The sequence below is a fragment of the Mesorhizobium sp. WSM3868 genome (assembly GCF_002294785.1).
Lineage (GTDB): Bacteria > Pseudomonadota > Alphaproteobacteria > Rhizobiales > Rhizobiaceae > Mesorhizobium.
In genome coordinates this window covers 253,739-275,393 of sequence record NZ_NSGB01000004.1, presented here as the reverse complement: position 1 = coordinate 275,393, position 21,655 = coordinate 253,739, and the positions used below count along the sequence as shown (strand labels likewise).

The following is a 21,655-nucleotide window of genomic DNA, read 5'->3' as shown; positions in this document are numbered from 1 at the left end:
TGTTCACCGGCGTTGAAATTCCGGCGCCATCAGCAGCAGCGCCAGGCCTTGCTGCTTGGATTCGGCGCGCGCGATCGCTTGGCGCGTCTCGGCCGAGGCGGAGGCGCCGATCACGGTGGAAAGCATGTCATCGGGATTGCCGATGTCGCTCGCCTGACGAGCCGCTTGCCAGGCGATGTCGAGGCGCGTCTTGAGGCCTTCGGCGGACGCCCAGCTATCCGTCCGGTCGGAAAAGCCGTTCGGCCCGGGCGGTTGCCAGAGCGGCTCGCCCAGCGCCCTTAGCCAGCGCAGCGTTCGTTGCGGCTCTTTCCCGGTGGTGGAGCCGATCGCCCGCCGGACCGCTACGGCATAGTCGAACGGCGAGCGCAATTTTGTCAGCGGCAGCGACCAGGCTTCAGGCAGATCGATCAGGGCCAGCGCCAGCGCGCGCAGGTCGCCGTCCGTCTTGGTGAAGATCTCGGCAAGGCGGTCGACTACAGCCGCCGGCGGATCGTCGGCAATGAAATGGCGGGCGAGCTTGGTAGCGATGTGGCGCGCGGTCGCCGGCTGGCGGGCGATGTCGTTGAGCGCGGCCTCGGCCTGGCCCATGCCGCCGGCCGGGTAGGTCTTGCCGAGCAGCACCGTCTCGCCAGGCTGATGCGCATTGGCGTCGAACACAAATGTGCCGGGCTCGCCCAGGCGGCCCTTCCGTCCGGCCATCGTCCAGCCGGTGAGCGCTCCCGCGAAACTCGTGACATCCGCCTGGCTATAGCCGCCGTCGACGCCCAGTGTGTGCAATTCCAGGATCTCGCGGGCGAGGTTCTCGTTGAGGCCGCGGCCGCGTCTTTTTCCGGCGCGCGAATCCGGTCCGGTCGATTGTCGGTTGTCGAGGTAGAACAGCATCGCCGGGTGATGCTCGACGGCCAGCAGCATGTCGGCGAAGCGGCCGAGCACGAAGGGGCGGACGGCCTCGCGCTCGAAAGCGCCGGCGCAGGCCCGCACGAGCTGGCCCTTGGCGGTCGAGACGCAGAAATGGTTCGACCAGAAACCGACCAGTCTTTCGACAAAGCCGGGTGCGGCACCGAGCGCCTTGTCGAAACGGGCTTGCGCTTCATCCCGATAGATGTCGGCCTCGACCGGCGGCACGCCTGACTTGCGTTTTGCCTCGGCTGAGCCGTCCGAAGTGTCTGCCGGAGGCTGCATGGCGGGCGCTGGCTTCTCCCGCGCTGCCTTGCGCTCCGCGGCGGCGGCCATGCTGGCCTGGATCGCGGCGGTGCTGTCCAACAAGCCGGCATTTTTTGAATCGTCGGCCGAGACAAGCGCGACATCCAACAGCTCGAGCTCGGCCTTCAGATAACCGCGCGCATCGGCCGCAATCTTGCCGAGATCGTCACCAGGTTTCGCGCCAAGCCCGAAGCGGTTGAGCGCGACCAAGGCTGGATCGGGCGGAACGGCATTTGGAACGGATAGAGCCAACAGAGCCTCCGTCGCGGACCGACGCAGGTCGCGTCGGCGGCAATATCCACGGTCGAAAGGCCTTATGACGCCGGAGTCGGCATGATGAGGCCGGCAGGGGCTTACCAGCGGCGCCAGTAACGATCGCCGTGCCACGGACGCCAGGCCGGGCCGATATAGACACTTGGGCCACCCCAGTAATAATAGCCCGGATAGATCACGCGGCGGTTGAGCACGCAGCGACCCCACCGGTTGGGGTGCCAGCCGGGGCCGCAGCCCCAGGCCACATGCTCGATAATCGCAGGCGCCGCAACCGGCGCGATCGGCATTGCCGAGGCTGCACTTGCCGCGGCAGTCCCGCCGATGGCAAGCGCAGCCGCAACAGAATATTTCGTCAGACCATTCATGGGATACTCCGAAGTTTCTCGAGGTTGAAACCGGCCACGTCGCGTTCGCGTGGCGGCAGGCGTGTCCCTCTTTTCCTTTGAACGGAGATGGTCGGCGCTTTCCGTCGCTCTTATGGCGTATTTTTTGCCGGTATCGGCCGCTGCCTGCCGACATGGCGCAGCAGGGCGTCGGCCAGCAGCTTACGGTCATCTAGCGGGCTCGACGCGGCGAATTCGACGATGCGCTGTTCCAGCCGGCTGCGGATGGTGGCGTCGGCATTGCGCGCCCGCTCCAGGGCCGCGGCCAGAGCGTTGGCGTCGAGCGTCGGCTGCTGCAAGAGGTTGGCCGCCTCACGCCGCGCCTGCTGTCCGTCGAGGATGACCGCGCGCGACTCGCGCCGAACCTCGCGCAGGGCCTGGCGGAATACCTTGCGATCGCTGGCGGGAAGCTGACCGCCGGCCGATTCCAGCGAATAGCCGCCTCCGGAACGGCCGATCAGCCAGCCTGCACCGCCGGCGACGGCACCGATCAGGAAGACGTTCAGCACCAGCGATGCCGCGAAAAGACGAGCGCTCATAGGTCCTCCGTGTCGGCGTCGGGACCGGCATCGCCGAACGACGTTGCGTTGGCATCCATCACATAATGGTCGGACGTAGCATCTGGCGTGACGACGGTGACCAGCGCCAGCCCGACCACGGCGCCGGCAAGGCCGACGCCGGCAAGCCCAAAGCCCAGCCACCAAAACCGGCGGCGGCGCCCCTGGCTGAGCTGCGTGGTGGCCCTTGCGACAATCTCGCCATGCAGCGTCCGGCTTGGGGCTTCGACGTGATGGCGGTCGAGGATGACATCGAGCCTGCCGGCGGTCGCCAAGATGGCGCGACCCTCTTCACTCTCCGCAAACAGCGTGGCGGCAGCCTGCTCGGCCCGAGGCCAGCGATGCAGGGCGCTGCCATAGGCCTCCGCAAGTGCGGCGAAGCGTTGGGCACTCATCGCCCCGTCAGCGGCCTTTCTTTCGTCAGCCATCTGGTTTCCCCTTCCACGGGTTTGACGTGGCCACCCAAGTCCCAACCGCCGCCAGCTGCTCAGTCATCGCCATCTCCGATGAGCATGGCCTGCAACGAGCGCCGGCCCCGCGCGAGCAGGCTTTCCAGCGCATCGACGCTGACCTGCATGGCGCCGGCGGCCTCGATGTTGGACATCTCCTGATAATAGACGAGCACGATCGCCTCGCGCTGGCGCGGCGCGATGCGCAGCAGCGCCTGCTGGACGCGCCGGCCTTCGTCTCCGGCGTCGGGAAGCGGTGCCTCATCCGCCGCCTCCGGCAGTTCGTCCGTCACCCATTCGCGGCGCCGCCGCAGCCGGTCGTAGCAGAGATTGAGCGCCACCCGGTGGACCCAGGTGTCGAAACGCGCATGACCCTGGCGCCAGCCCGAGGCATGACGCCAGATGCGCACGAAGGTCTCCTGGGCGACGTCCTCGGCCTCGGCGGCATCGCCGAGCATGCGGGTGGCGAGCGAAAGCAGGCGCGGCAGCTTGCGCGCCACCATCGCCTGCACGGCGGCTTGATCGCCGGCACCGATGCGCCGTACCAGTTCCTCGTCCGGATCGGCGCCCATCAATCGGGGCGCTCCCAATGATCATCGTGCTGCATAACCTCTCGGTCATTGCTCCTGATTGGGAGCGGTTTTGTGGCCCGGCCGTTCCTCGGCGCTCATCACGCCGTCGCCGTTCTTGTCGAGCCTGGCGAAGCGCTTGGCCAAGAAGGCGTCGAGCTCGGATTTGTCGACGAAGCCGTCCTTGTTGGCGTCCATCCGCGCGAAGGATTTGGCAGGATCGCCCTTGGCCTTGCGCTGAGTCTGGAACGCCGTCCACTCGGCGAGGCTGACCTTGCCGTCGCCGTCGGTGTCCGCCCGCATGAAAGCCTTTTCCCGGCGCGCCTCGAACTTTTCCAGGGTGATGCCGGGCCTAGCGGAGGCGGACATGCTTGGCGCTGGTTGCGCCGCCGCGGTGGCAGGCGTCGCTGTCTGGGCGGCCGCGGCGGCGGCCTGCAGGCCAAGGGCAACGACAAATATCGAACGGCGGATCATGCTCTTGTCTCCGGTTGCGCATGGCCATTGGCGGCCACGCTTCAGCCGTTAAACGCGGCAACGGGGAAAATCCGTCGGTCGTTTCTGACGAGACAATCAGCAAGAGTCCGGCAAGAAGCCGGGCCGGAGCCGATCGGGAACGAGGCTAAGCGAAACTATTTCCGTTCGTCGACCACCATCAGCTGATCCGGCTTGAAGCCGGCATGTTGCGGGGTCCACACGTCGCCGTCACGATTGAACCAGTGGCACAGATACGTGCCTGAGGCAGCGCCATCACTCACCGTCATCTCCGGGCCTCCGGATTTTAGCCTGACGACGTCACCGGTCTTGAAAGTGTTGGGCATTTTGGCCTCCTTGCTAGAGACCGGGAGTTTCCCACCAACAGCGATTCTCGACAATGCCCGAGATGCGCGGCAAAAGCCGCCTGGCCGCACGCGGCGCGCAGGAGAGAGCATCGTTGCAGCCGCGACGATCACTCCGGCACGCCGGCGATGCCCAGCGCCTCGACGTAGCGCTCGGCGAACACCTTGTCCAGCCACGGGTTGATCTGTCTCTGCAGGGTGAGCGTGAAGGTCGGGAACGCCTCCATCAGGCGGCGCGCCGCGGCCTGCGCCTCGTCCAGCCGGTTGAGCTTGACCAGCGCCATGATCACCACGCGGTGCGAGGAGCCGTAGTTCGGCATCTCGTGCAGCGCGCGTTCTCCCCATGCCAGCGCTTCCTCGTAGCGCTCGAGCATCAGATAGCTCATCCCGATGCCGGAGAGCGCGATACCTTTCTCGGGGTCGACCGGACTCAGCCGCATCGCCCTGTGAAAGTGCTCGATCGCCACGAGCGGGCGGCTGCAATGCGCGTTCACCCAGCCGCTGCCGGTATGGCCCTGCGCCGAATTGGGGTTGAGCAGCAGGGACCGTTCGATCGTGCCCAGCGCCATCTCGTATTCCTTCGCGCTGTAGGCGATCACCTGCGCGGCGAAGCGCAGGCTCGTGGGGTCGTCGCGCGCTTCCGCCAGCACCTCGCGCGCCATGCGCGCGGCGACTCGCACATCGTCGGGCTCGTGCCAGCACTGGCTCACGGATAAGCTGCGGATATAGGCGCCGAGTGCCTTCGCCAGGGTGAAGCCCGGGTCGATGCTGAGCGCCTCGTTGGTGAGTCGGCGTACATCGGCAAAGCCTTCGCGCGTCATGCTGTAGAAGCGCGGCAGTGCGCGAAGATAGAGGTCGTAGGCGCTGATGTAGTCGGTCGGCTTCATGCGCGCCTGCTTGATCTCCTCCAGCCGGATGCTCGGCTCGACAGCACCGACGACGCTCTCGGTCACCTTGTCCTGCAGGTCGAAGATGTCGCTCACGTCGCCTTCGAAGCGGCCGGTCCAGACATGGTGACCGCTGATCGCGTCTACCAACTGCCCGCTGATGCGCACGCGAGATCCGGCTCTGCGGATGCTGCCTTCGAGCACGTAGCGGACGCCCAGCTCGCGCCCGACCTGGCGCAGGTCGACCGCCCGGCCCTTGTAGGTGAAGGACGAGTTGCGGGCGATCACGAAGAAGGAGTTCACCCGGCTCAATCCCGTGATGATGTCCTCGACCAGCCCGTCGGCGAAGTATTCCTGGTCAGGGTCGCCGCTCATGTTGGTGAAAGGCAAAACCGCGATCGAGGGCTTCTCGGGCAGGGGAGGCGGTGCAGCCACCGAGGCGCCGGCGTCGGTCTCGACGCGGTAGGCGCGCACGGGCCGCTCGATATTCTTGAGGCGCAGGTTGCCGAGCGGCGTGAAGCCGCAGTCGAGCTTGCCCTGGAGGTGGTCGTAGGCGGTGCCCGAGACGACCACGGTCCCGGGATCGGCGGCGCTTTCGAGGCGGGCGGCGATGTTGACCCCGTCGCCGTAGAGGTCGCCGTCCTCCTCGCAGACCACGTCGCCGAGATTGACGCCGATGCGCAAGCGAATCCGCTCTTCCTCCGGCGTCTCCGCCTCGTGTTCCGCCACAGCCTGCTGGATCGCCACCGCCGATGTCACCGCATTGACGACGCTCGCGAATTCGCAGAGCATGCCGTCGCCGGTGAGCTTGACGATGCGCCCCTGGTTCTCGGAAACCAGCGGTTCGAGGAGGTCCTTGCGGTACGCCTTCAGCCGCTCGAGCGTGCCGCGTTCGTCGCGCTCCGTCAGGCGCGAATAGCCAACCACGTCGCAAGCCAGGATCGCTGCGAGGTGGCGCTGCGTGGTCATGGCACGGCTCAGCCAGGCGCCTGCACGCGCGCCGTCCCCCGTCCATGTCCTGCCGGCTTCCATGCGCCTCACCTGCACGCTATCCATCTTTCCCAATCTCCGCCCGTCGCTGGAACGGAGAGCAACCTGACCTTGCCCTCACGAGATTCCGCTATCCAGCTTGCGAAACGTGGAGCGTTCAGTCGCGCTACAGTCAACCAACGACCCGCCCACGCAGCCTCTGGGGACGCTGACGCCACTTCCAGAAGGCCGGGGATGTTGCCTGGCTTGTGTAACCGGTTGACGCCACCGTGGCGGCGCTTTTGTATCGGCATCACACCGAACACTCACGCTTGGAGGTGCTGAGGTCGGCAAGCGGCGAAATGCTGCCGTACGACGCCGCAGCGTTTCGGCTTAGGGCGATCTTGGGTGGGTTTATGGGCGAACCCAAATCCACCCGACAGGTATTGTATCGGAATTACACGCTTTTAGGGAACTGGTGCCGCTTGCGTGACTCGAACACGCGACCCCATCATTACGAATGATGTGCTCTACCAACTGAGCTAAAGCGGCCCGGAAAGCTGCTGGGCTTCCAAGATGCGCCGGTTGATAGACTCAACCGCCAGCTAATTCAAGATGGCTGGCGGCGAAATCCTGCGCTCATGCGCGGCAATTCCGTCGCTTGCCGCTGCGCAACAGCCTCCAGCGCCGCGCCAGCACGGCTTGCGGGCTCGCCGGCGGCAGGCGTCCCATTCCGTTGCGGGCCGATCCGTCGGCGGCGACAAAAATGTTGATTCTTCAACAAAAAACGCCGAAATGGGCATTGGATGCGTTGGCAAAGCAGCCGCCCGCCCGTTGATTGACTGGTCGCCTGCGGCTAACGACCGATAACTGTGAGCGAACGCGCAGAGGGAGCTCGCTTGGACGCCATCGAGAAAGCGATCCGCAACGCCTTCGAGAAAGGCAATCCCGAGGACCGGGCGTTTCGCGAGAAGGTCTATCGCTCGGCCTTTGCCGCGCTCGATCGCGTGCTGCAGGCCAACCCGAACGTGACGGTGGAAGCCGCCATCAACCGCCGCAAGGCGGTGCAGGCCAAGATCACCGAGATCGAATCCGAATTCCTGCCGGCTGTCCAGGCCGTTCCTGACGTGACGCTTCCGCTGGACAGCGGTCCATTCGTCGGCAACGCCGCGCCGGGGCCGGCGGTCGACACGCCGAGCCAGTCTCCCGCGCCGCCGGTGGATGCCCCGCGGGGCCCCGACCAGGCGGCACCGTCGCCGTCGATCACCGTCGACGGTCCGGTGCAGCCCGACACATCGGATGCGCCGCGCTCGCGCGTGCTGCCCCGCGTGCCCGACATCATGCCGGACGAGGCGCTTCCGAACGCGCCGACGCTTGATGACTCCCCCGGAGCGTCCATCGGCAACGGCGCCGAAGTGGCGCCGGATCGCGATGAACGGCGTATCCGTGGCCGGCGCCTGCCGCTCACCGCCATCTTTGTCGCGGCGACTCTGCTGGCGGCTGCCGGCATCGGCCTCTATTTCGCCAAGCAGACCGGCGTCTTCAAGACGGCGGCTGAACTCAACACCGGTCCGCCAGAGCCGACCCCGACGCTGGAAGACGAAGACTCCTCGCAGCCAGCCGACACCGGTTCGCCGCAAAAGCCCGGCGAGGCGGATCAGTCGAAGAACTGGATCAACGTCTTCTCGCCCAGCGATCCGACCCATGTCAGCACACCGTCCGACGCCGCCGCAGATGTGATGAAGGACGACACCGGGCAGTTCCTGCGCGTCCGCTCGGGCGCATCCGGCTCGGCCATTGCCTTCGATGTCGGCCAGGGCGTGCTGGAAAAGCTCGCCGGCAAGCATGCCATGTTTGACATCATCGCCCGCTCGGAAGAAGGCAAGGAGACGCAGATCTCGGTCGACTGCAATTTCGGCGAGCTCGGCGATTGCGGCCGCAAGCGCTATGCCGTCGGCCATGAGCGCAACGAATACCTGTTCGACGTGCAGTTCCCGAACAAGCACCCGGGTGCGGCCGGCACCATCGCCGTCAACTCCGACTTCGACAAGCAGGGCAAGTCCGTCGACATCTACGAGATCCGCGTATCGATCGCGGAGTGACCTCGGCATCGGCAGCGAGGGGCTATCTCCAGGGATGCGACGGACCTCCCCTCGATGGGAAGGTCGGCGCGAAGCGCCGGGTGGGGTGAAGCGTCGGCAGATTTCTAGCTGTCGAGCAGCGCCTGCAGCGTCTCGATCCGGTCGGCCTCGGCGGCCGGCTTGTCCCAGCGCAGCCGTGAGATGCGCGGGAAGCGCATCGCGACGCCCGATTTATGGCGCGTCGAGCGATTGAGGCCTTCGAAGGCCACTTCCAGCACCAGCCCATTCTTGCGATCGGCGCGCACCGAGCGCACCGGCCCGAACCGCTCGATCGTATGGTCGCGCACATATTTGTCGATTTGCCGCAGCTCCTCGTCGGTGAAGCCGAAATAAGCCTTGCCGACCGGCACCAGCTCTTCCGATCCCTCCGGGCCGGACCAGACCCCGAAGGTGTAGTCGGAATAGAAGCTCGAGCGCTTGCCGTGGCCGCGCTGCGCATACATCAGCACCGCATCGATCGTGTGCGGATCGCGCTTCCACTTGAACCAGGGGCCTTTCGGCCGGCCGGCAAGATAGGGCGAATCCCAGCGCTTCAGCATCACCCCTTCGATGATCGGATGCGGCGGCCCCTGGCGCAGCCGCTCCAGCGTCTCCCAATCCGAAAATTCGACCAGCGGCGAAAGGTCGAAGCGGCTGGGATCGAGCGTCTGGACGAAGGCTCCGAGCCGGGTGCGGCGCTCGGCGAAGGGGAGGCTGCGCAAATCCTTGCCGTTGATTTGCAGCGCGTCGTAGCAGCGCATGAAGGCCGGATATTGCTGCTGGATTTTTGGCGAGACGCTCTTGCGGTTCAGCCGCTGCTGCAGGTCGGAGAAGGTTCCGGTCGCCTCGCGCGGGTCGCCGACCAACAATTCGCCGTCGAGCGCCGCCTCGAAATCCATCGTCGCGGCGAGGTCCGGGAAGGCGCCGGAAACATCGTCGCCGGTGCGCGAATACAGCCGGCGGATGCCGCCCTCGCACACCGCCTGGACGCGGATGCCGTCCCACTTCCACTCCGCCGCATAATCGGCCGGTTCGAGCTTTTCCAAATCGCCGTCGTCGACCGCGTTGGACAGCATCACCGGCCGGAACAATGCGAGCGCGGCGCTTCTCGGTTTTTCCGCCCGGCCTTCCAGCCACGCAAAGAGCGCCGTGTAGGGTGGCGTCAGCCCGTGCCAGAGCTCCTCGATCTCGACGACATCGACTTGGCCGAGATCGGCCAACGCCTGCTTGGCAAGCCGCGCCGACACGCCGATGCGCAACCCGCCGGTAACCAGCTTGATGATGGCGAAGCGCGCAGAGATGCTGGCGCTGTCGAGAAGCCTGGCGAGCACCTGCGGCCCGTCGGAGCGGCTCGCCGCCTGCAGCTTGCCGACCACTTCGGCGAGCGTCGGCGCGTGGTTCGGTATGTGGCCGGCCGGCTGCGGCCAGACCAGCGACACCGTCTCGGCGAGATCGCCGACATAATCGTAGGAATAGCCGAACAGCACGGGGTCCATCCGCTCGACCACCAGCGCGCGCAGCATCGCCGGCTTCACCGCCGCGATCGACAGATCGCCGGTGATCGCCGCCAGCGCCAGCCCGCGGTCGGGATCCTCGACGCTGCGGAAATAGTCGGTGAGCAGCGTCAGCTTGCCGTTGCGCGAAGGCGTCAGCACCAGCCGGTCGAGGAGCTCGGCGAAGCGGTTCATCGTTGGTAGCGCCATGCCAATCGCGAGAGCAGGCGCGAGGCGCCCCCCTCTGTCCTGCCGGCCATCTCCCCCTCAAGGGGGGAGATCAGATGCCGCGCCGGCTTTCGCCAATCTCTCGCGTCGCGGGAGATGCGTCGGCGCTGAAACTGCCAATCTCCCCCTTTGAGGGGGAGATGTCCGGCAGGACAGAGGGGGGCGCCGTAGAACTCGGCGGCGGCGATTGGCGAACACTGTTCCATCAGTCGCCCTCGTCCTCGTAGCCCACCAGATGCAGCGGCCTTGCGGCGATGCCCTCCAACTCGCACCAGCGCACCAGCGCTTCTTCGCGGCCATGTGTCACCCAGATCTCCTCGGCGCCCGTTTCCTTGATCGTGGTGATGAGCTCGTCCCAGTCGGCATGGTCGGAAATGATCAGCGGCAGCTCGACGCCGCCCTGCTTGGCGCGCTGACGGATGCGCATCCAACCTGAAGCGAAGCAGGCGATCGGGTCGGGGAAGCGCCGCGCCCAGCGGTCGGCGAAGGCGGCCGGCGGCCCGACGACGATGGCGCCTTCGAAATCGGCCTTGCCGCCGCTTTCCACCGTCGCTGGTTCGAGTTGCCCCAGATCGATGCCTTGGCTCTGGTAATATTCGCTGAGCTTGGCGAGCGCGCCGTGGATGTAGATCGGCCTGTCGTAACCGGCCTCGCGCAGCAGCCGCATGACGCGCTGCGCCTTGCCCAGCGCATAGGCGCCGATCAGGTGCGAACGCTCGGGAAATTGCATCGCCGATTTGAGCAGGCGCGCGATCTCCTCATGGTCCGGCGGGTGCCGGAACACCGGCAGCCCGAAGGTCGCCTCGGTGATGAAGACATCGCAAGGCACCGGCTCGAACGGCAAGCAGGTAGCGTCCTTCTGGCGCTTGTAGTCGCCGGAGGCGACGATGCGCAGGCCCTGATGCTCGACGACGATCTGCGCCGAACCCAGCACATGCCCGGCCGGATGGAAAGTGACGGAGACGCCGTTGATATCGATCGTCTCGCCGATGACGGCTGCCTGCGTGGTTTCGGCGAAATCCTCGCCATAGCGCAGGCCCATGATGTCGAGTGTTTGCTGGGTGGCAAGCACCGAGCGGTGGCCCGAGCGCGCATGATCGGAATGGCCGTGCGTGATCAGCGCGCGGCTGACCGGCCGCACCGGATCGATGAAGAAATCGCCTGGCGGACAGTAGAGCCCTTCGGGTCGTGGCTTGAGCAGGTCGCTGGCGCGCATGGCCTTGAACATAGTGGCTAAATTCGACGCGGGAAGCCTGTTGCAACAGACTGCTGACTCGTCCTACAGCCGGCCGCCGGTTCGCACACCGGCGGGATCGATGGAACCATGAAACCACTTCAGGCCTCGTCCGGCGATTTGAACGCCGACCGTCGCGCCGACTTTGCCGAGATGCTGCTGACCTCCGGCGAGCCTGCGCAGGCGGCGGAGCTTTTGCTTGGCGCGCTGGAGCTGGCGCCGCAATGGACGGCGGGCTGGTTCCGGCTCGGCGAGATGCAGGAAGCCGCACGTTTTCCCCACCAGGCCGCCCACGCATGGGCGATGGCCATGAAGCTCGATCCCGCGGACCGGCTGGGTTCCGCGCTCAAGCTGCAACTGATCGGTCATGCGCCGGTGGCAGCGGCTCCGCCCAGCGCTTTCGTCGAGACCCTGTTCGATCACTATGCCGACAGTTTCGAGCAATCCCTGGTCGGGAAACTCCGCTATCGGATGCCCGAGTTTCTCGAGCGCGCCATTCGCGCGGCGAGCCCGAGCCGGTTCCGGCTGGCGCTCGACCTCGGCTGCGGCACCGGCTGATGGGCGAAAGGCTGCGCCCGATCGTCGACCGGCTGGAAGGCTATGACATTTCGAGCAGCATGTTGCGGAAGGCGCGCGCCAAAGGCATCTACGACCGGCTTTCCAAGTCCGATCTCCAGCATTTTTCTCGACCCGACGCGAAAGCCGACCTCGTGGTCGCCGCCGACGTGTTCATCTATGTCGGGGCGCTCGAACGCATTGTTGGAGCAGTTGCCGACAGTCTGGTCGATGAAGGGCTCTGTGCGTTCTCGGTCGAGACATTTGCCGGTGGCGATGACTTTGCATTGCTGCCCTCGCGGCGCTACGCGCATTCCGAGGCTTATGTGCGGCACGTTCTCGCCGACAGCGGGTTTGCGATCCTGTCGCTGGAAAGCACGACCATCCGGCATGACCGCGGCGAGGCCGTAGGAGGCCTTGCTGTAATAGCCCGTCGCAGGCCGGCGGAATGAGGGCGACGGCTGCTCGCGAAAAAGCCCGAATCGCGTGTCGGCTTAGGCTTGGGCGATATGGCACGGAGAATTACCATGCGCTGGACCATGGCTGTGTTGGCATCTTGCCTGATGACGGCCGGCTGCGTTGGCGGCACTTCGATGGCGGAGCGCCAGGACGAAAACGTCCAATCCTCGCTGCAATATGACAGCGTGCCCTGCGACCAGCTGCTAGCCAATCGCAACGCGCTGGCGCAGCAATACAATCTGCCGGTCACCGCAAAACCGGCTTTCTCCAATCCGGCGATGGGTTTTGGCCCGTTCACGCCGGACATGCGCTCCAGGGCGCAGCGCGACAGCGACAAGGCGAGCGGCGAGATCGACGCAATGAACCGCTCGATCGAACGGCGCGATTGCGGCAAGCCGAAGAAGAAGGACAAGTTCGCGCTGCCGGGCTCGAAGCCGGCGTCTGCTCAGTAACCCGCTTCGCGATCGACGACGTTTTCGAGCTTTTCGCCGCGCTCGAAGGCGGCCATCTGCCGAAGCATGATCGGCACCAGATGGGCCGGGTCCGAGGTCGCCGCCGCATGCGGCGTCACGAACACTTTCGGATGGCTCCACAACGGGCTCGTCTTGGGCAGCGGCTCGACCTCGAACACGTCCAGGCTCGCTTCCTTCAGCGTGCCGTCTTCCAGCGCGCGCAGGATGTCGGCATCCTTCTGCAGCCGCCCGCGCCCGGCGTTGATCAGCACCGAGCCGCCGAGGCCGTTGCGTTTGCGCAATTCCTTCAGAACGGCGTAATTGACGATGCCTTGCGTGCGCGGCGTCAGCGGCAACAGCACCACCAGGATGTCGGTGGCGTTGAGGAAGGGGATCAGCCCGCCTTCGCCGGAATAGGTCGAGACCCCCTGCATCGGGTGCTCGGTTCGCGACCAGCCGTTCACGGCGAAGCCTAGCGCCAAAAGCACCGATGCCGCGGCGCGGCCAAGGTTGCCGAGACCCATGATGCCGACGGAGATGTCGCCGGCCGGGCGTTGCGGCGGCTCGTGCCAGGTCTTCTTCTGCTGCTGCGCTCGGTAGAGCATGCCCTGGCGATGGTGGTCGAGCACGCGCCAGACGACATACTCGGTCATGTATTGCGTGAGATTGTCGGCAACGACCCGGACGATCGGCACCTCGGGCAGGCCGGGGTCGGCGAAGATATGGTCGACGCCTGCGCCGATCGAGAAGATGGCGCGCAAATTGGGCAGCGACGACAACAGATTCGGTTTCTGCTTCCACACCACTGCATAAGCGATCGAGGGATCGCTCGGACCATCGGGCTCCAGCACCACCTCGCGCTCGGCCGCGAGCAGTTCGCGCCAGCGCTGCGGGTGAAAGCCGGTGAGGGCAAGCAGAACTTTGCCTTTTTCCATTCGCGCAGTGTCTTTCCTGTGTTTCCAGCCTACTCGCTGACGACCCCGGTCGGTGCCGTTTCGATCCGGAACGCGGCCGAGATCAGCGCCCTCGTATAGTCGGTTTGCGGGCGGTCGAAAATCTGTTCGGACGGCCCGGCTTCGACGATCTGACCATTGCGCATGACGATCACGTCGTTGGCAAGGGCGCGGATGACCTTCAGGTCGTGGCTGATGAAGAGATAGGCGAGGTTGTGCCTGGCCTGCAGGTTGCGCAACAGATCGACCACCTGCGCCTGCACGCTCATGTCGAGCGCCGAAGTCGGCTCGTCGAGCATGACGAAGCGCGGGTTGAGCACCATGGCGCGTGCGATGGCGACGCGCTGGCGCTGGCCGCCCGAGAATTCATGCGGATAGCGGTGACGCGTCTCCGGGTCGAGACCGACTTCCTTCAGCACCTCGACGACCTTGTCGTCGCGCTCATCGGGCGAGAGTTTCGGCGCGTGGATCTTCAGCCCTTCCTCGATGATCTCCGCGACCGACATGCGCGGGCTCAAGGATCCGAACGGGTCCTGGAAGACGATCTGCAGCTCGCGCCGCAGCGGCCGCATGGCGCTGAAGGAAAGCTGGTTGATGTCGCGCCCGTTGAAGTTGATCGCGCCCGTGGACGAGATCATCCGCGCGAGCGCAAGGCCTAGCGTCGTCTTGCCGGAGCCGGATTCACCGACGACGCCGAGCGTCTGGCCGGCGCGCACGGTAACGTCGATGCCGTCCACCGCCTTCACATGGTCGACGGTGCGGCGGAAGAAGCCCCGCTTGATCGGGAACCAGACCTTGATGTCCTTGCCGGTCATCACCGCCGTGGCATCGGCATTCGCCGCCGGCGGTTTGCCCTTCGGCTCGGCGGCCAAGAGGTGCTTGGTATAGGCGTGTTGCGGGTTGGCGAAGATCTCCTTGGTCGGCCCGGTCTCGACTATTTTGCCCTTCGTCATGACGCAGACGCGGTCGGCGATCTTTCTGACGATGCCGAGGTCATGGGTGATGAATAGCATCGACATGCGCTTGCGGCTTTTCAGGCCGGCGAGCAGTTCGAGGATCTGCGCCTGCACGGTCACGTCGAGCGCCGTCGTCGGCTCGTCGGCGATCAAGAGTTCCGGCTCGTTGGCCAAGGCCATGGCGATCATGACGCGCTGGCGCTGGCCGCCGGAGAGCTGGTGCGGATAGGCATCGAGCCGCTTCTGCGGGTCGCGTATGCCGACCTCGGTGAGCAGCTCCAACGTGCGAGCGTGGGCCTGGCGATCGCCCAGCCCCTGATGCAGCTTCAGCACCTCGACGATCTGCTGCTCGATCGTGTGCAGCGGATTGAGCGAGGTCATCGGCTCCTGGAAGATCATGGTGATCTTGTTGCCGCGCACGCCGCGCAGCGTCCTTTCGTTGGCGTGGAGCAGATCGGCGCCGTGGAACAGGATCTTTCCGGAGGGGTGGCTGGCCGACGGGTAGGGCAACAGCTTCAGCACCGAGAGCGCCGAGACCGATTTGCCGGACCCGGATTCGCCGACCAGCGCCACTGTCTCGCCCTTGCCAATATCGAAGGAGACGTGGTCGACGGCGAACGACTGATTGCCGCCTTGCGCGAAGGCGACACTCAAATCGCGGACGGAAAGCAGGGGCTCGCTCATTTGAACGTCTTGCGCGGATCGAAGGCGTCGCGCGTCGCTTCGCCGATGAAGACCAGCAGCGACAGCATCAGCGAAATCACGATGAAGCCGGAGATGCCGAGCCAGGGCGCGTTGAGATTGCGCTGCGCCTGCTTCAGCAATTCGCCGAGCGAGGCCGAACCCGGCGGCAGGCCGAAGCCGAGATAGTCGAGCGAGGTCAGCGTCGAGATCGAGCCCGAGAGCAGGAACGGCAGGAAGGTCAGCGTCGCCACCATGGCGTTGGGCAGGAGGTGGCGGAACATGATGGTGAGGTTGGGCACGCCAAGCGCGCGCGCGGCATTGACATATTCGAAGTTGCGCGCGCGCAGGAACTCGGCCCGCACCACGCCGACCAGCGCCACCCAGGAGAACAGCAGCATCAGGCCGAGCAGGATGAAGAAGCCGGGCGGCAAGATGGCGGAGACGATGAGCAGCAGATAAAGCACCGGGATCGCCGACCAGATTTCGATAAAGCGCTGGAACAGAAGGTCCGTCCAGCCACCGAAATAGCCTTGCACCGCGCCCGCCGCGACGCCGATCAGCGAGGAGCCGAGCGTCAGGATCAGCCCGAACAGCACCGAGATGCGGAAGCCGTAAAGCACGCGTGCCAGCACGTCCCGCGCCTGGTCGTCGGTGCCCAGCCAATTCCAGTTGCCGACGACGCAGTTGGGATCGGCTTCGCCCTGCGGATACTGGCTGCAGCGCGTCTTCTTGTCGTAAAGCCATGACGGCTTGGCGGGTGCGGCTTCAGGGATGGCGTTGTTGACCGTTTGGTAGGAGTAGCGGACCGGCGGCCAGATCATCCAGCCATTGGCATTGATCTCGTCCTGGATCACCGGATCGCGATAGTCCGTGACGGCATAGAAGCCGCCGAATTTCTCCTCCGGATAGGCGACCAGCACCGGAAACAGGATCTCGCCCTTGTAGGAGGCGATGATGGGCTTGTCGTTGGCGATCAATTCGGAAAACAGCGACAGCACGAACAGCAACAGGAAGATCCACAGCGACCAGTAGCCGCGCCGGTTCGCCTTGAAGTTTTGCAGCCGCCGCTGATTGAGCGGCGACAACCACGGCCGGGCGGCGCGGGCCGGCTTGGTTTCTGCCGAAGCTGCCGTCATCAGACGTCTCTCCGCTCGAAATCGATGCGCGGATCGACCCAGGTGTAGATCAGGTCCGACAGCAGGGCGACGAACAGGCCGAGCAGCGAGAAGATGTAGAGATTGGCGAAGACCACCGGATAGTCGCGGTCGATCACCGACTTGAAGCCGAGCAGGCCGAGCCCGTCGAGCGAGAAGATGTTCTCGATCAGCAGCGAGCCGGTGAAGAAGGCCGAGATGAAGGCTCCCGGGAACCCTGCGATAACGATCAGCATAGCGTTGCGGAAGACATGGCCATAAAGCACTTTGCGCTCCGAGAGACCCTTGGCGCGCGCCGTCACCACATATTGCTTGCGGATCTCCTCGAGGAACGAGTTCTTGGTCAAAAGCGTCGTCGTGGCGAAGGCCGACAGCACAAGCGCGGTCAGCGGCAGCGTCATGTGCCAGAAATAGTCGATGATCTTGTCCGGCCAGGACAACTGGTCCCAATTGTCGGAAACGATGCCGCGCAGCGGGAACCAATCCCAGAACGAGCCGCCGGCAAACAGCACCATCAAAAGGATGCCGAACAGGAAGCCCGGGATGGCGTAGCCGACGATCACCACGCCGCTCGTCCAAACATCGAAGGTCGAGCCGTCCTGCACCGCCTTGCGGATGCCGAGCGGGATCGAGATCAGGTAGGAGAGCAGCGTGATCCAGAGCCCGATCGAGATCGACACCGGCATCTTTTCCAGGATCAGGTCGAGCACCGAGATGTCGCGGAAATAACTGTCGCCGAAGTCGAAGCGGGCATAGTTCCACAGCATCATGCCGAAGCGCTCGAGCGGCGGCTTGTCGAAGCCGAACTGCTTTTCGAGCTTCTTGATGAATTCGGGGTCCAACCCTTGGGCGCCGCGATATTTCGAGCCGACATCGCCGGCGACGTCGAAATTGGTGGCGCCCGCGTCGCCACCGCCGCCGCCCAGGCGATCGGTGCCGCCCTGATTGGTGAGCTTGGCGATGACCTGCTCGACCGGGCCGCCCGGCGCGAACTGGATGACGGCGAACGAGATCGCCATGATGCCAAACAGCGTCGGGATCATCAGAAGGATGCGGCGCAGGATATAGGCGCCCATCAGATGTTGCCCTCCTTGGGGAAGACCACTGTATCTGGAGGTGGCCCCGAGGCAATCGCTTCAGACCAATTGTCGGCGTCGGCGCCGCCCCTCATCGTCCTGCCGGACATTTCTCCTCCTATAGTGACGGGGAGAAAGGGGCTGGCCGCAATCTCGGCACTTTCGCCACGCCGCTTGTGATTGGCGAAACCAAAGATGAAGGCTTCCCTCTCCCCGTCACTATACGGGGAGAGGATGCCGGCAGGCAGGTGAGGGGCGGCACCTTCGCCCGCATGAAATTCACCCTTTGCCAATTTTCGCCGCCTTGCCCTTGTCGACCCACCACAGCGCTTCGACCGGAAAGCCGAAATCGGGCTTCTGCTCGGGAAAGCCGAACATGTCCCAATAGGCGCTTCGGTGATTCGCCAGATACCAACTTGGAATCCAATCGCGCCGAGCGCGCAAGGCCCGATCGAGCGCCCGCATGGCGACGGTGAGGCTCTCACGGTCCTTGGCCGCGCCGACGGCGTCGATCAGCGCGTCAATAGCCGCACTCGCTATGCCCGGCAGGTTCCGAGAGCCTGAGACCGACGCGCTTCGCGAATGGAAGAAGATCTCGAGGTCGTCGCGTGTCGGCGTGGCGCTGAAGGAGAAGGCGGCCGAGATCAGATCGAAATCGAAGGTCGATTGCCTGAGCTGGTATTGGGCGGAATCGACCAGCCGGATCGAAGCGTTGATGCCGATCGCCTTCATGTTGGCGACCCAGGGCGAATAGACCTGCACGAAGGTCTCGTCTTCCACGAGGAACTCGGCGGGCAACCGCGCGCCCTTGTCGTTGACGACGAAATCGTTGGAGCGTTTCCAGCCGGCTTCGGCAAGCAGCTTCGCCGCCTTACCAAGCAGTTTGCGGTCGCGTCCCGAGCCGTCCGAGGCTGGCTGCGTCACCGCTTCGCCGAAGGCCTCCGGCGGCAGCTTCTCGCGCAGGGGCTCCATCAGCGCGAGTTCTGGCGGCGGCGGCATGCCTTCGGCGCGAAAGTCGGATTTCTCGAAGCAGGATTGCGAGCGCTCATAGGAGCCATAGAAGAAATTGCGCCGCGTCCATTCGAAGTCGAAGCAGAGCGCGATAGCTTGCCGCACGCGCGGGTCCTGGAACTGCGCGCGCCGTTGGTTGACGGCTGTCGCCTGCATCGACGGCACCGTCTCGGCCGGGAATTCGTGCTTCACCACCTTGCCGTCGGTAAAGGCCGGAAAGTTGTAAGCCGTCGCCCAGACGCGCGAGGTGAATTCCTCGCGATAGAGGATCTCGCCCTTCTTGAAGGCTTCGAAGCCGGCCGTGCGGTCCTGGTAGAACTCGATGCGGATACGCTCGAAATTGTTCTGGCCGCGGTTGACCGGGAGGTCGTTGCCCCAATAATCGGCCACCCGCTCGTACTCGATCCAGGCGCCCGCCGACCAGCGCCCGACCTTGTACGCGCTCGAGCCGAGCGGCGGGTTGAGCTGCGACGAATCGAAGGGGTTGGCCGTGAAGAAGGCCTTCGACAGGATCGGAAACGCGACGACGTTCAGGATGGTACGGGCCGATTGCTTGCCGGAGAACTTGAGCTCGACCGTATGGGCGTCCTTCACCACCGCGTTGTCGAGATGCGTCAACGACAGCGAATAATCCGGATGCCCCTTGTCCTTCAGCAGTTTGAAGGTGAAGGCGACATCGTCGGCGGTGAGCGGCGTGCCGTCATGGAAGCGCGCCTGCGGGCGCAGCGAGAAGGTGAAGCCGTTGCGGTCGTCGGAAATTGTGACCCCGTCGGCGATCAGCCCATAGACGGCGTCAGGCTCGTCGAGCGCCCGCACCATCAGCGAATCGAAGCACATTTCCATGCGCTGCGGCGCATCGCCCTTGGGCACGAAGGAGTTCAGCGTGTTGAACGTCAAAGGGCTCTGGTTTTGGCCCCAGTTGGGCGGCGAGAAATTGAAGGTGCCGCCTTGCGGCGCATCGACGTTGACATAGTCGAAATGCGCGAAGTCAGGCTTGTATTTCAAATCGCCGAACGCCGACAGCCCATGCAATTTGACACCGGTCGGGGTCTGGGCGAAAGCCCGACCCGGCAGCAGCGCTGCGGCAGTCGCCGCCGCGCCGAGCGCCAGGAAGTCGCGACGAGGAAGCAATGTCTGCCGCCTCATCAGTTGCCCCTGTATTTGGCGGTCAATGCCTTTTCCTTCGCCGTATCGATCCACCAGGAGTCGATATCGGCGCCACGGTAGCTGGGCTGCTTTTCGGGCATGCCGAACTTGTTCCAGTAGGCAAGCCAGACCACCGCCCGGTAGTATTGCGGCACGGTATAGTAGTTCCACAACAGCACGCGATCGAGCGCATGAGTGGCGGCGACGAGATCGTCGCGGTCGGTGGCGAAGATGACGCGGTCCACCAGCGCGTCGACGACCGGGTCCTTGATGCCGGAGTAATTGCGCGAGCCGGGTGAATCGGCGGACTTCGAACTCCAGAAATCGCGCTGTTCGTTGCCGGGCGAATCCGACTGCTGCAGCACGTTGGTGATGACGTCGTAGTCGAAATTGTTGACGCGGTTGACGTACTGGCTTGGGTCGATGATGCGCAGCGTCGCATCGACGCCGATCTTGCGCAGATTGGCGATATAGTTGCCGGAGAGGATCTGATCCGTGTCGGACGTGCCGAGGATCTCGAATTTGAACGGCGCGCCGGTCTTGGCGTTCATCATCTTGCCGCCCTTGATCACCCAGCCGGCCTGGGCGAAGAGGTCGACAGCCTGCTTCAGATATTTCCGCTCCGCTTGCGGTGAGTCGTAGACCGGCAGCTTGAATTCCTGGGTGAACAGTTCAGGCGGCAGCTTGTCGCGATACTTCTCGAGGATTTCGAGTTCCTTGCCTTGCGGCAATCCGCTCGACGCGAGTTCCGTACCTTGGAAATAGCTTTGGGTGCGCGTGTTGGAATTGAAGAACAGCGTTCGGTTCATCCTCTCGAAGTCATAGGGATAGGTAAGCGCCTCGCGGACCCGGCGATCCTGGAACAGCGCCCGGCGCTGGTTCAGCATGAAGGCCTGCATCGGCTCCGGGGAAGTGGTCTTGAATTCCTTTTTGATCACGTCGCCGGCGTTCACCGCCGGAAAGTTGTAAGCCGTCGCCCAACGCCGCGAGCTGTTTTCGGCCTTGATGTCGTCTAGCCCGCCCTTGGTAAATGCCTGCCACGCAGCATTCTCGTCCAGGATGTAGGTGAAGCGCTGGGTGTCGAAGTTCTCCCGGCCGATCTTCACCGGCAGCTTGGCGCCCCAGTAATCAGCCACGCGCTGCCACACGATCTCGGAACCCGGCTTGAAGCTGGCGATCTTGTAGGCGGCTGATCCCAGCGGCGGCTCGAGCGTCGGCCTGGTGATGTCGCGCTTCTTGCCGCTGGCATCGGTGCCCTCCCACCAGTGCTTCGGCAGGACGACCAGATCGCCGATAATCTTGGGCAGCTCGCGGTTGCCCTTCTGGTTGAAATGAAACTCGACCTCGCGGTCGGAAATCGCCACCGCGTCGGTAACGTTCTCGAAATAGCGGTTGTATTGGGGGGCGTTGGCCTTCAGCACCTGGAACGACCAGACCACATCGTCGACGGTGATCGGCTGGCCGTCATGCCATTTCGCTCGCCGGTCGAGCCGGTAGGTCGCAGAGGAATAGTCGGGCGGGTATTTATAGGCCTCGGCAACCAGCGGGTGGCTGACGCTGCCCTCGTCGGTCGCCTGGTCCATCAGCGTGTCGTAGAGCAGGCCGCCGCCGAACCCGGCGAGCCCCGCGGCCGGCGACCCCGGCACGATATAGGGATTGAAGCTGTCGAAAGTGCCGACAACGACGGAGTCGTGGGCGCCACCCTTGGGAGCGTCCGGATTGACATAGTCGTAGCGTTGGAAATTTTCGCCGTATTTGGACGGGCCGGTCAGCGAGGACGTGGTGTGCCACTCATCAGCGAGGCTGGCCTGCAGGCTGGCGGCGAAGGCGATTGCCAGCATCGATGCGAAAAACGTCCGGGAGCGGCCGACCGTCATGCGTTCTCCTCGTCGCAACAGTACCCACCGGCAATCTAGATCATTTGACGCCGGTGAAAACCGCAAGCGCCGGCTTTTGTCTCAGCATATGCGGCTTTCCTAACAAAAAAGCCGGGACGAACCCGGCTTTT

20 protein-coding genes, 1 tRNA gene and 1 pseudogene are annotated in these 21,655 nt (G+C 64.6%); 4 read left to right on the top strand and 18 right to left on the bottom strand.

Going from position 1 to position 21,655, the window contains the following annotated elements; genetic code table 11:
- Positions 1-3 precede the first annotated feature (3 nt).
- The 9 genes from CK221_RS09565 to CK221_RS09525 all read right to left on the bottom strand — a co-directional run bounded on the left by CK221_RS09565 (position 4) and on the right by CK221_RS09525 (position 6,678).
- A complete protein-coding gene (locus CK221_RS09565) occupies positions 4-1,455 on the bottom strand; it encodes a DUF1800 family protein (RefSeq protein WP_095777538.1) in 1,452 nt (483 codons plus the stop codon).
- A gap of 101 nt (positions 1,456-1,556) precedes the next feature.
- The gene (locus tag CK221_RS09560; protein WP_095777537.1) at positions 1,557-1,841 is read right to left on the bottom strand and encodes a hypothetical protein; all 285 of its coding nucleotides are present in this window, start codon (positions 1,839-1,841) and stop codon (positions 1,557-1,559) included.
- Positions 1,842-1,951: 110 nt separating this feature from the next.
- A complete protein-coding gene (locus CK221_RS09555; protein WP_067003693.1) occupies positions 1,952-2,398 on the bottom strand; it encodes a periplasmic heavy metal sensor in 447 nt (148 codons plus the stop codon).
- Positions 2,395-2,844 (bottom strand): hypothetical protein, encoded by a 450-nt coding sequence (locus CK221_RS09550; RefSeq protein ID WP_095777536.1) that lies wholly within the window; start codon positions 2,842-2,844, stop codon positions 2,395-2,397. The genes CK221_RS09555 and CK221_RS09550 overlap by 4 nt, the downstream gene beginning before the upstream one ends.
- A gap of 59 nt (positions 2,845-2,903) precedes the next feature.
- On the bottom strand, positions 2,904-3,437 hold the full coding sequence (locus tag CK221_RS09545; RefSeq protein WP_067324453.1) for an RNA polymerase sigma factor: 534 nt from the start codon (positions 3,435-3,437) through the stop codon (positions 2,904-2,906).
- Between the two features lie 45 nt (positions 3,438-3,482).
- On the bottom strand, positions 3,483-3,908 hold the full coding sequence (locus CK221_RS09540) for an acid-shock protein (protein ID WP_095777535.1): 426 nt from the start codon (positions 3,906-3,908) through the stop codon (positions 3,483-3,485).
- 155 nt (positions 3,909-4,063) lie between these two features.
- Positions 4,064-4,252, bottom strand: coding sequence for a DUF2158 domain-containing protein (locus CK221_RS09535; protein WP_067003764.1), 189 nt, complete (start codon positions 4,250-4,252; stop codon positions 4,064-4,066).
- A gap of 128 nt (positions 4,253-4,380) precedes the next feature.
- Positions 4,381-6,213, bottom strand: a complete 1,833-nt coding sequence (locus CK221_RS09530; RefSeq protein ID WP_245430597.1) for an adenylate/guanylate cyclase domain-containing protein — start codon at positions 6,211-6,213, stop codon at positions 4,381-4,383.
- Between the two features lie 389 nt (positions 6,214-6,602).
- Positions 6,603-6,678, bottom strand: a tRNA-Thr gene (locus CK221_RS09525).
- A gap of 109 nt (positions 6,679-6,787) precedes the next feature.
- On the opposite strand from CK221_RS09525, the gene CK221_RS30200 reads away from it, so the two are divergent.
- Positions 6,788-6,964, top strand: a complete 177-nt coding sequence (locus tag CK221_RS30200; protein ID WP_179295099.1) for a hypothetical protein — start codon at positions 6,788-6,790, stop codon at positions 6,962-6,964.
- Positions 6,965-7,025: 61 nt separating this feature from the next.
- Positions 7,026-8,228 carry a hypothetical protein gene (locus CK221_RS09520; RefSeq protein ID WP_095777610.1) on the top strand — a complete coding sequence of 401 codons (1,203 nt, stop codon included), beginning with the start codon at positions 7,026-7,028 and terminating at the stop codon, positions 8,226-8,228.
- Between the two features lie 104 nt (positions 8,229-8,332).
- Here the strand turns inward: CK221_RS09520 and CK221_RS09515 are convergent, their stop codons facing one another.
- Complete coding sequence (locus tag CK221_RS09515) at positions 8,333-9,934, bottom strand: cisplatin damage response ATP-dependent DNA ligase (protein ID WP_095777534.1); 1,602 nt, start codon at positions 9,932-9,934, stop codon at positions 8,333-8,335.
- Positions 9,935-10,172: 238 nt separating this feature from the next.
- Positions 10,173-11,183, bottom strand: a complete 1,011-nt coding sequence (locus CK221_RS09505) for a ligase-associated DNA damage response exonuclease (protein ID WP_095777609.1) — start codon at positions 11,181-11,183, stop codon at positions 10,173-10,175.
- A gap of 108 nt (positions 11,184-11,291) precedes the next feature.
- On the opposite strand from CK221_RS09505, the pseudogene CK221_RS09500 reads away from it, so the two are divergent.
- Positions 11,292-12,208 (top strand): annotated as a pseudogene (locus tag CK221_RS09500) (methyltransferase domain-containing protein).
- A 75-nt stretch (positions 12,209-12,283) separates the two neighbouring features.
- Positions 12,284-12,667, top strand: a complete 384-nt coding sequence (locus CK221_RS09495) for a hypothetical protein (protein WP_066996215.1) — start codon at positions 12,284-12,286, stop codon at positions 12,665-12,667.
- Here CK221_RS09495 and CK221_RS09490 read toward each other — a convergent pair.
- Genes CK221_RS09490 through CK221_RS09460 form a run of 7 tightly spaced genes read right to left on the bottom strand, consistent with a single transcriptional unit; the run spans position 12,661 to position 21,524 of the window.
- Positions 12,661-13,602: a glyoxylate/hydroxypyruvate reductase A gene (locus CK221_RS09490; protein ID WP_095777532.1), complete on the bottom strand. Its 942-nt coding sequence runs from the start codon at positions 13,600-13,602 to the stop codon at positions 12,661-12,663. The genes CK221_RS09495 and CK221_RS09490 overlap by 7 nt on opposite strands.
- Positions 13,603-13,631: 29 nt before the next feature.
- Positions 13,632-15,260, bottom strand: a complete 1,629-nt coding sequence (locus tag CK221_RS09485) for an ABC transporter ATP-binding protein (RefSeq protein WP_095777531.1) — start codon at positions 15,258-15,260, stop codon at positions 13,632-13,634.
- Positions 15,257-16,396, bottom strand: a complete 1,140-nt coding sequence (locus tag CK221_RS09480; RefSeq protein ID WP_066996224.1) for an ABC transporter permease — start codon at positions 16,394-16,396, stop codon at positions 15,257-15,259. The genes CK221_RS09485 and CK221_RS09480 overlap by 4 nt, the downstream gene beginning before the upstream one ends.
- Positions 16,396-17,490: a microcin C ABC transporter permease YejB gene (locus CK221_RS09475; RefSeq protein ID WP_066996227.1), complete on the bottom strand. Its 1,095-nt coding sequence runs from the start codon at positions 17,488-17,490 to the stop codon at positions 16,396-16,398. The genes CK221_RS09480 and CK221_RS09475 overlap by 1 nt, the downstream gene beginning before the upstream one ends.
- Positions 17,490-17,783: a hypothetical protein gene (locus CK221_RS09470; RefSeq protein WP_245430596.1), complete on the bottom strand. Its 294-nt coding sequence runs from the start codon at positions 17,781-17,783 to the stop codon at positions 17,490-17,492. The genes CK221_RS09475 and CK221_RS09470 overlap by 1 nt, the downstream gene beginning before the upstream one ends.
- On the bottom strand, positions 17,770-19,647 hold the full coding sequence (locus CK221_RS09465; RefSeq protein WP_095777530.1) for an extracellular solute-binding protein: 1,878 nt from the start codon (positions 19,645-19,647) through the stop codon (positions 17,770-17,772). The genes CK221_RS09470 and CK221_RS09465 overlap by 14 nt, the downstream gene beginning before the upstream one ends.
- Entirely contained in the window at positions 19,647-21,524 is a 1,878-nt protein-coding gene (locus CK221_RS09460) for an extracellular solute-binding protein (RefSeq protein ID WP_095777529.1), read from the bottom strand. Before CK221_RS09460 ends, CK221_RS09465 begins: the two co-directional genes overlap by 1 nt.
- Between the last annotated feature and the right edge of the window lie 131 nt (positions 21,525-21,655).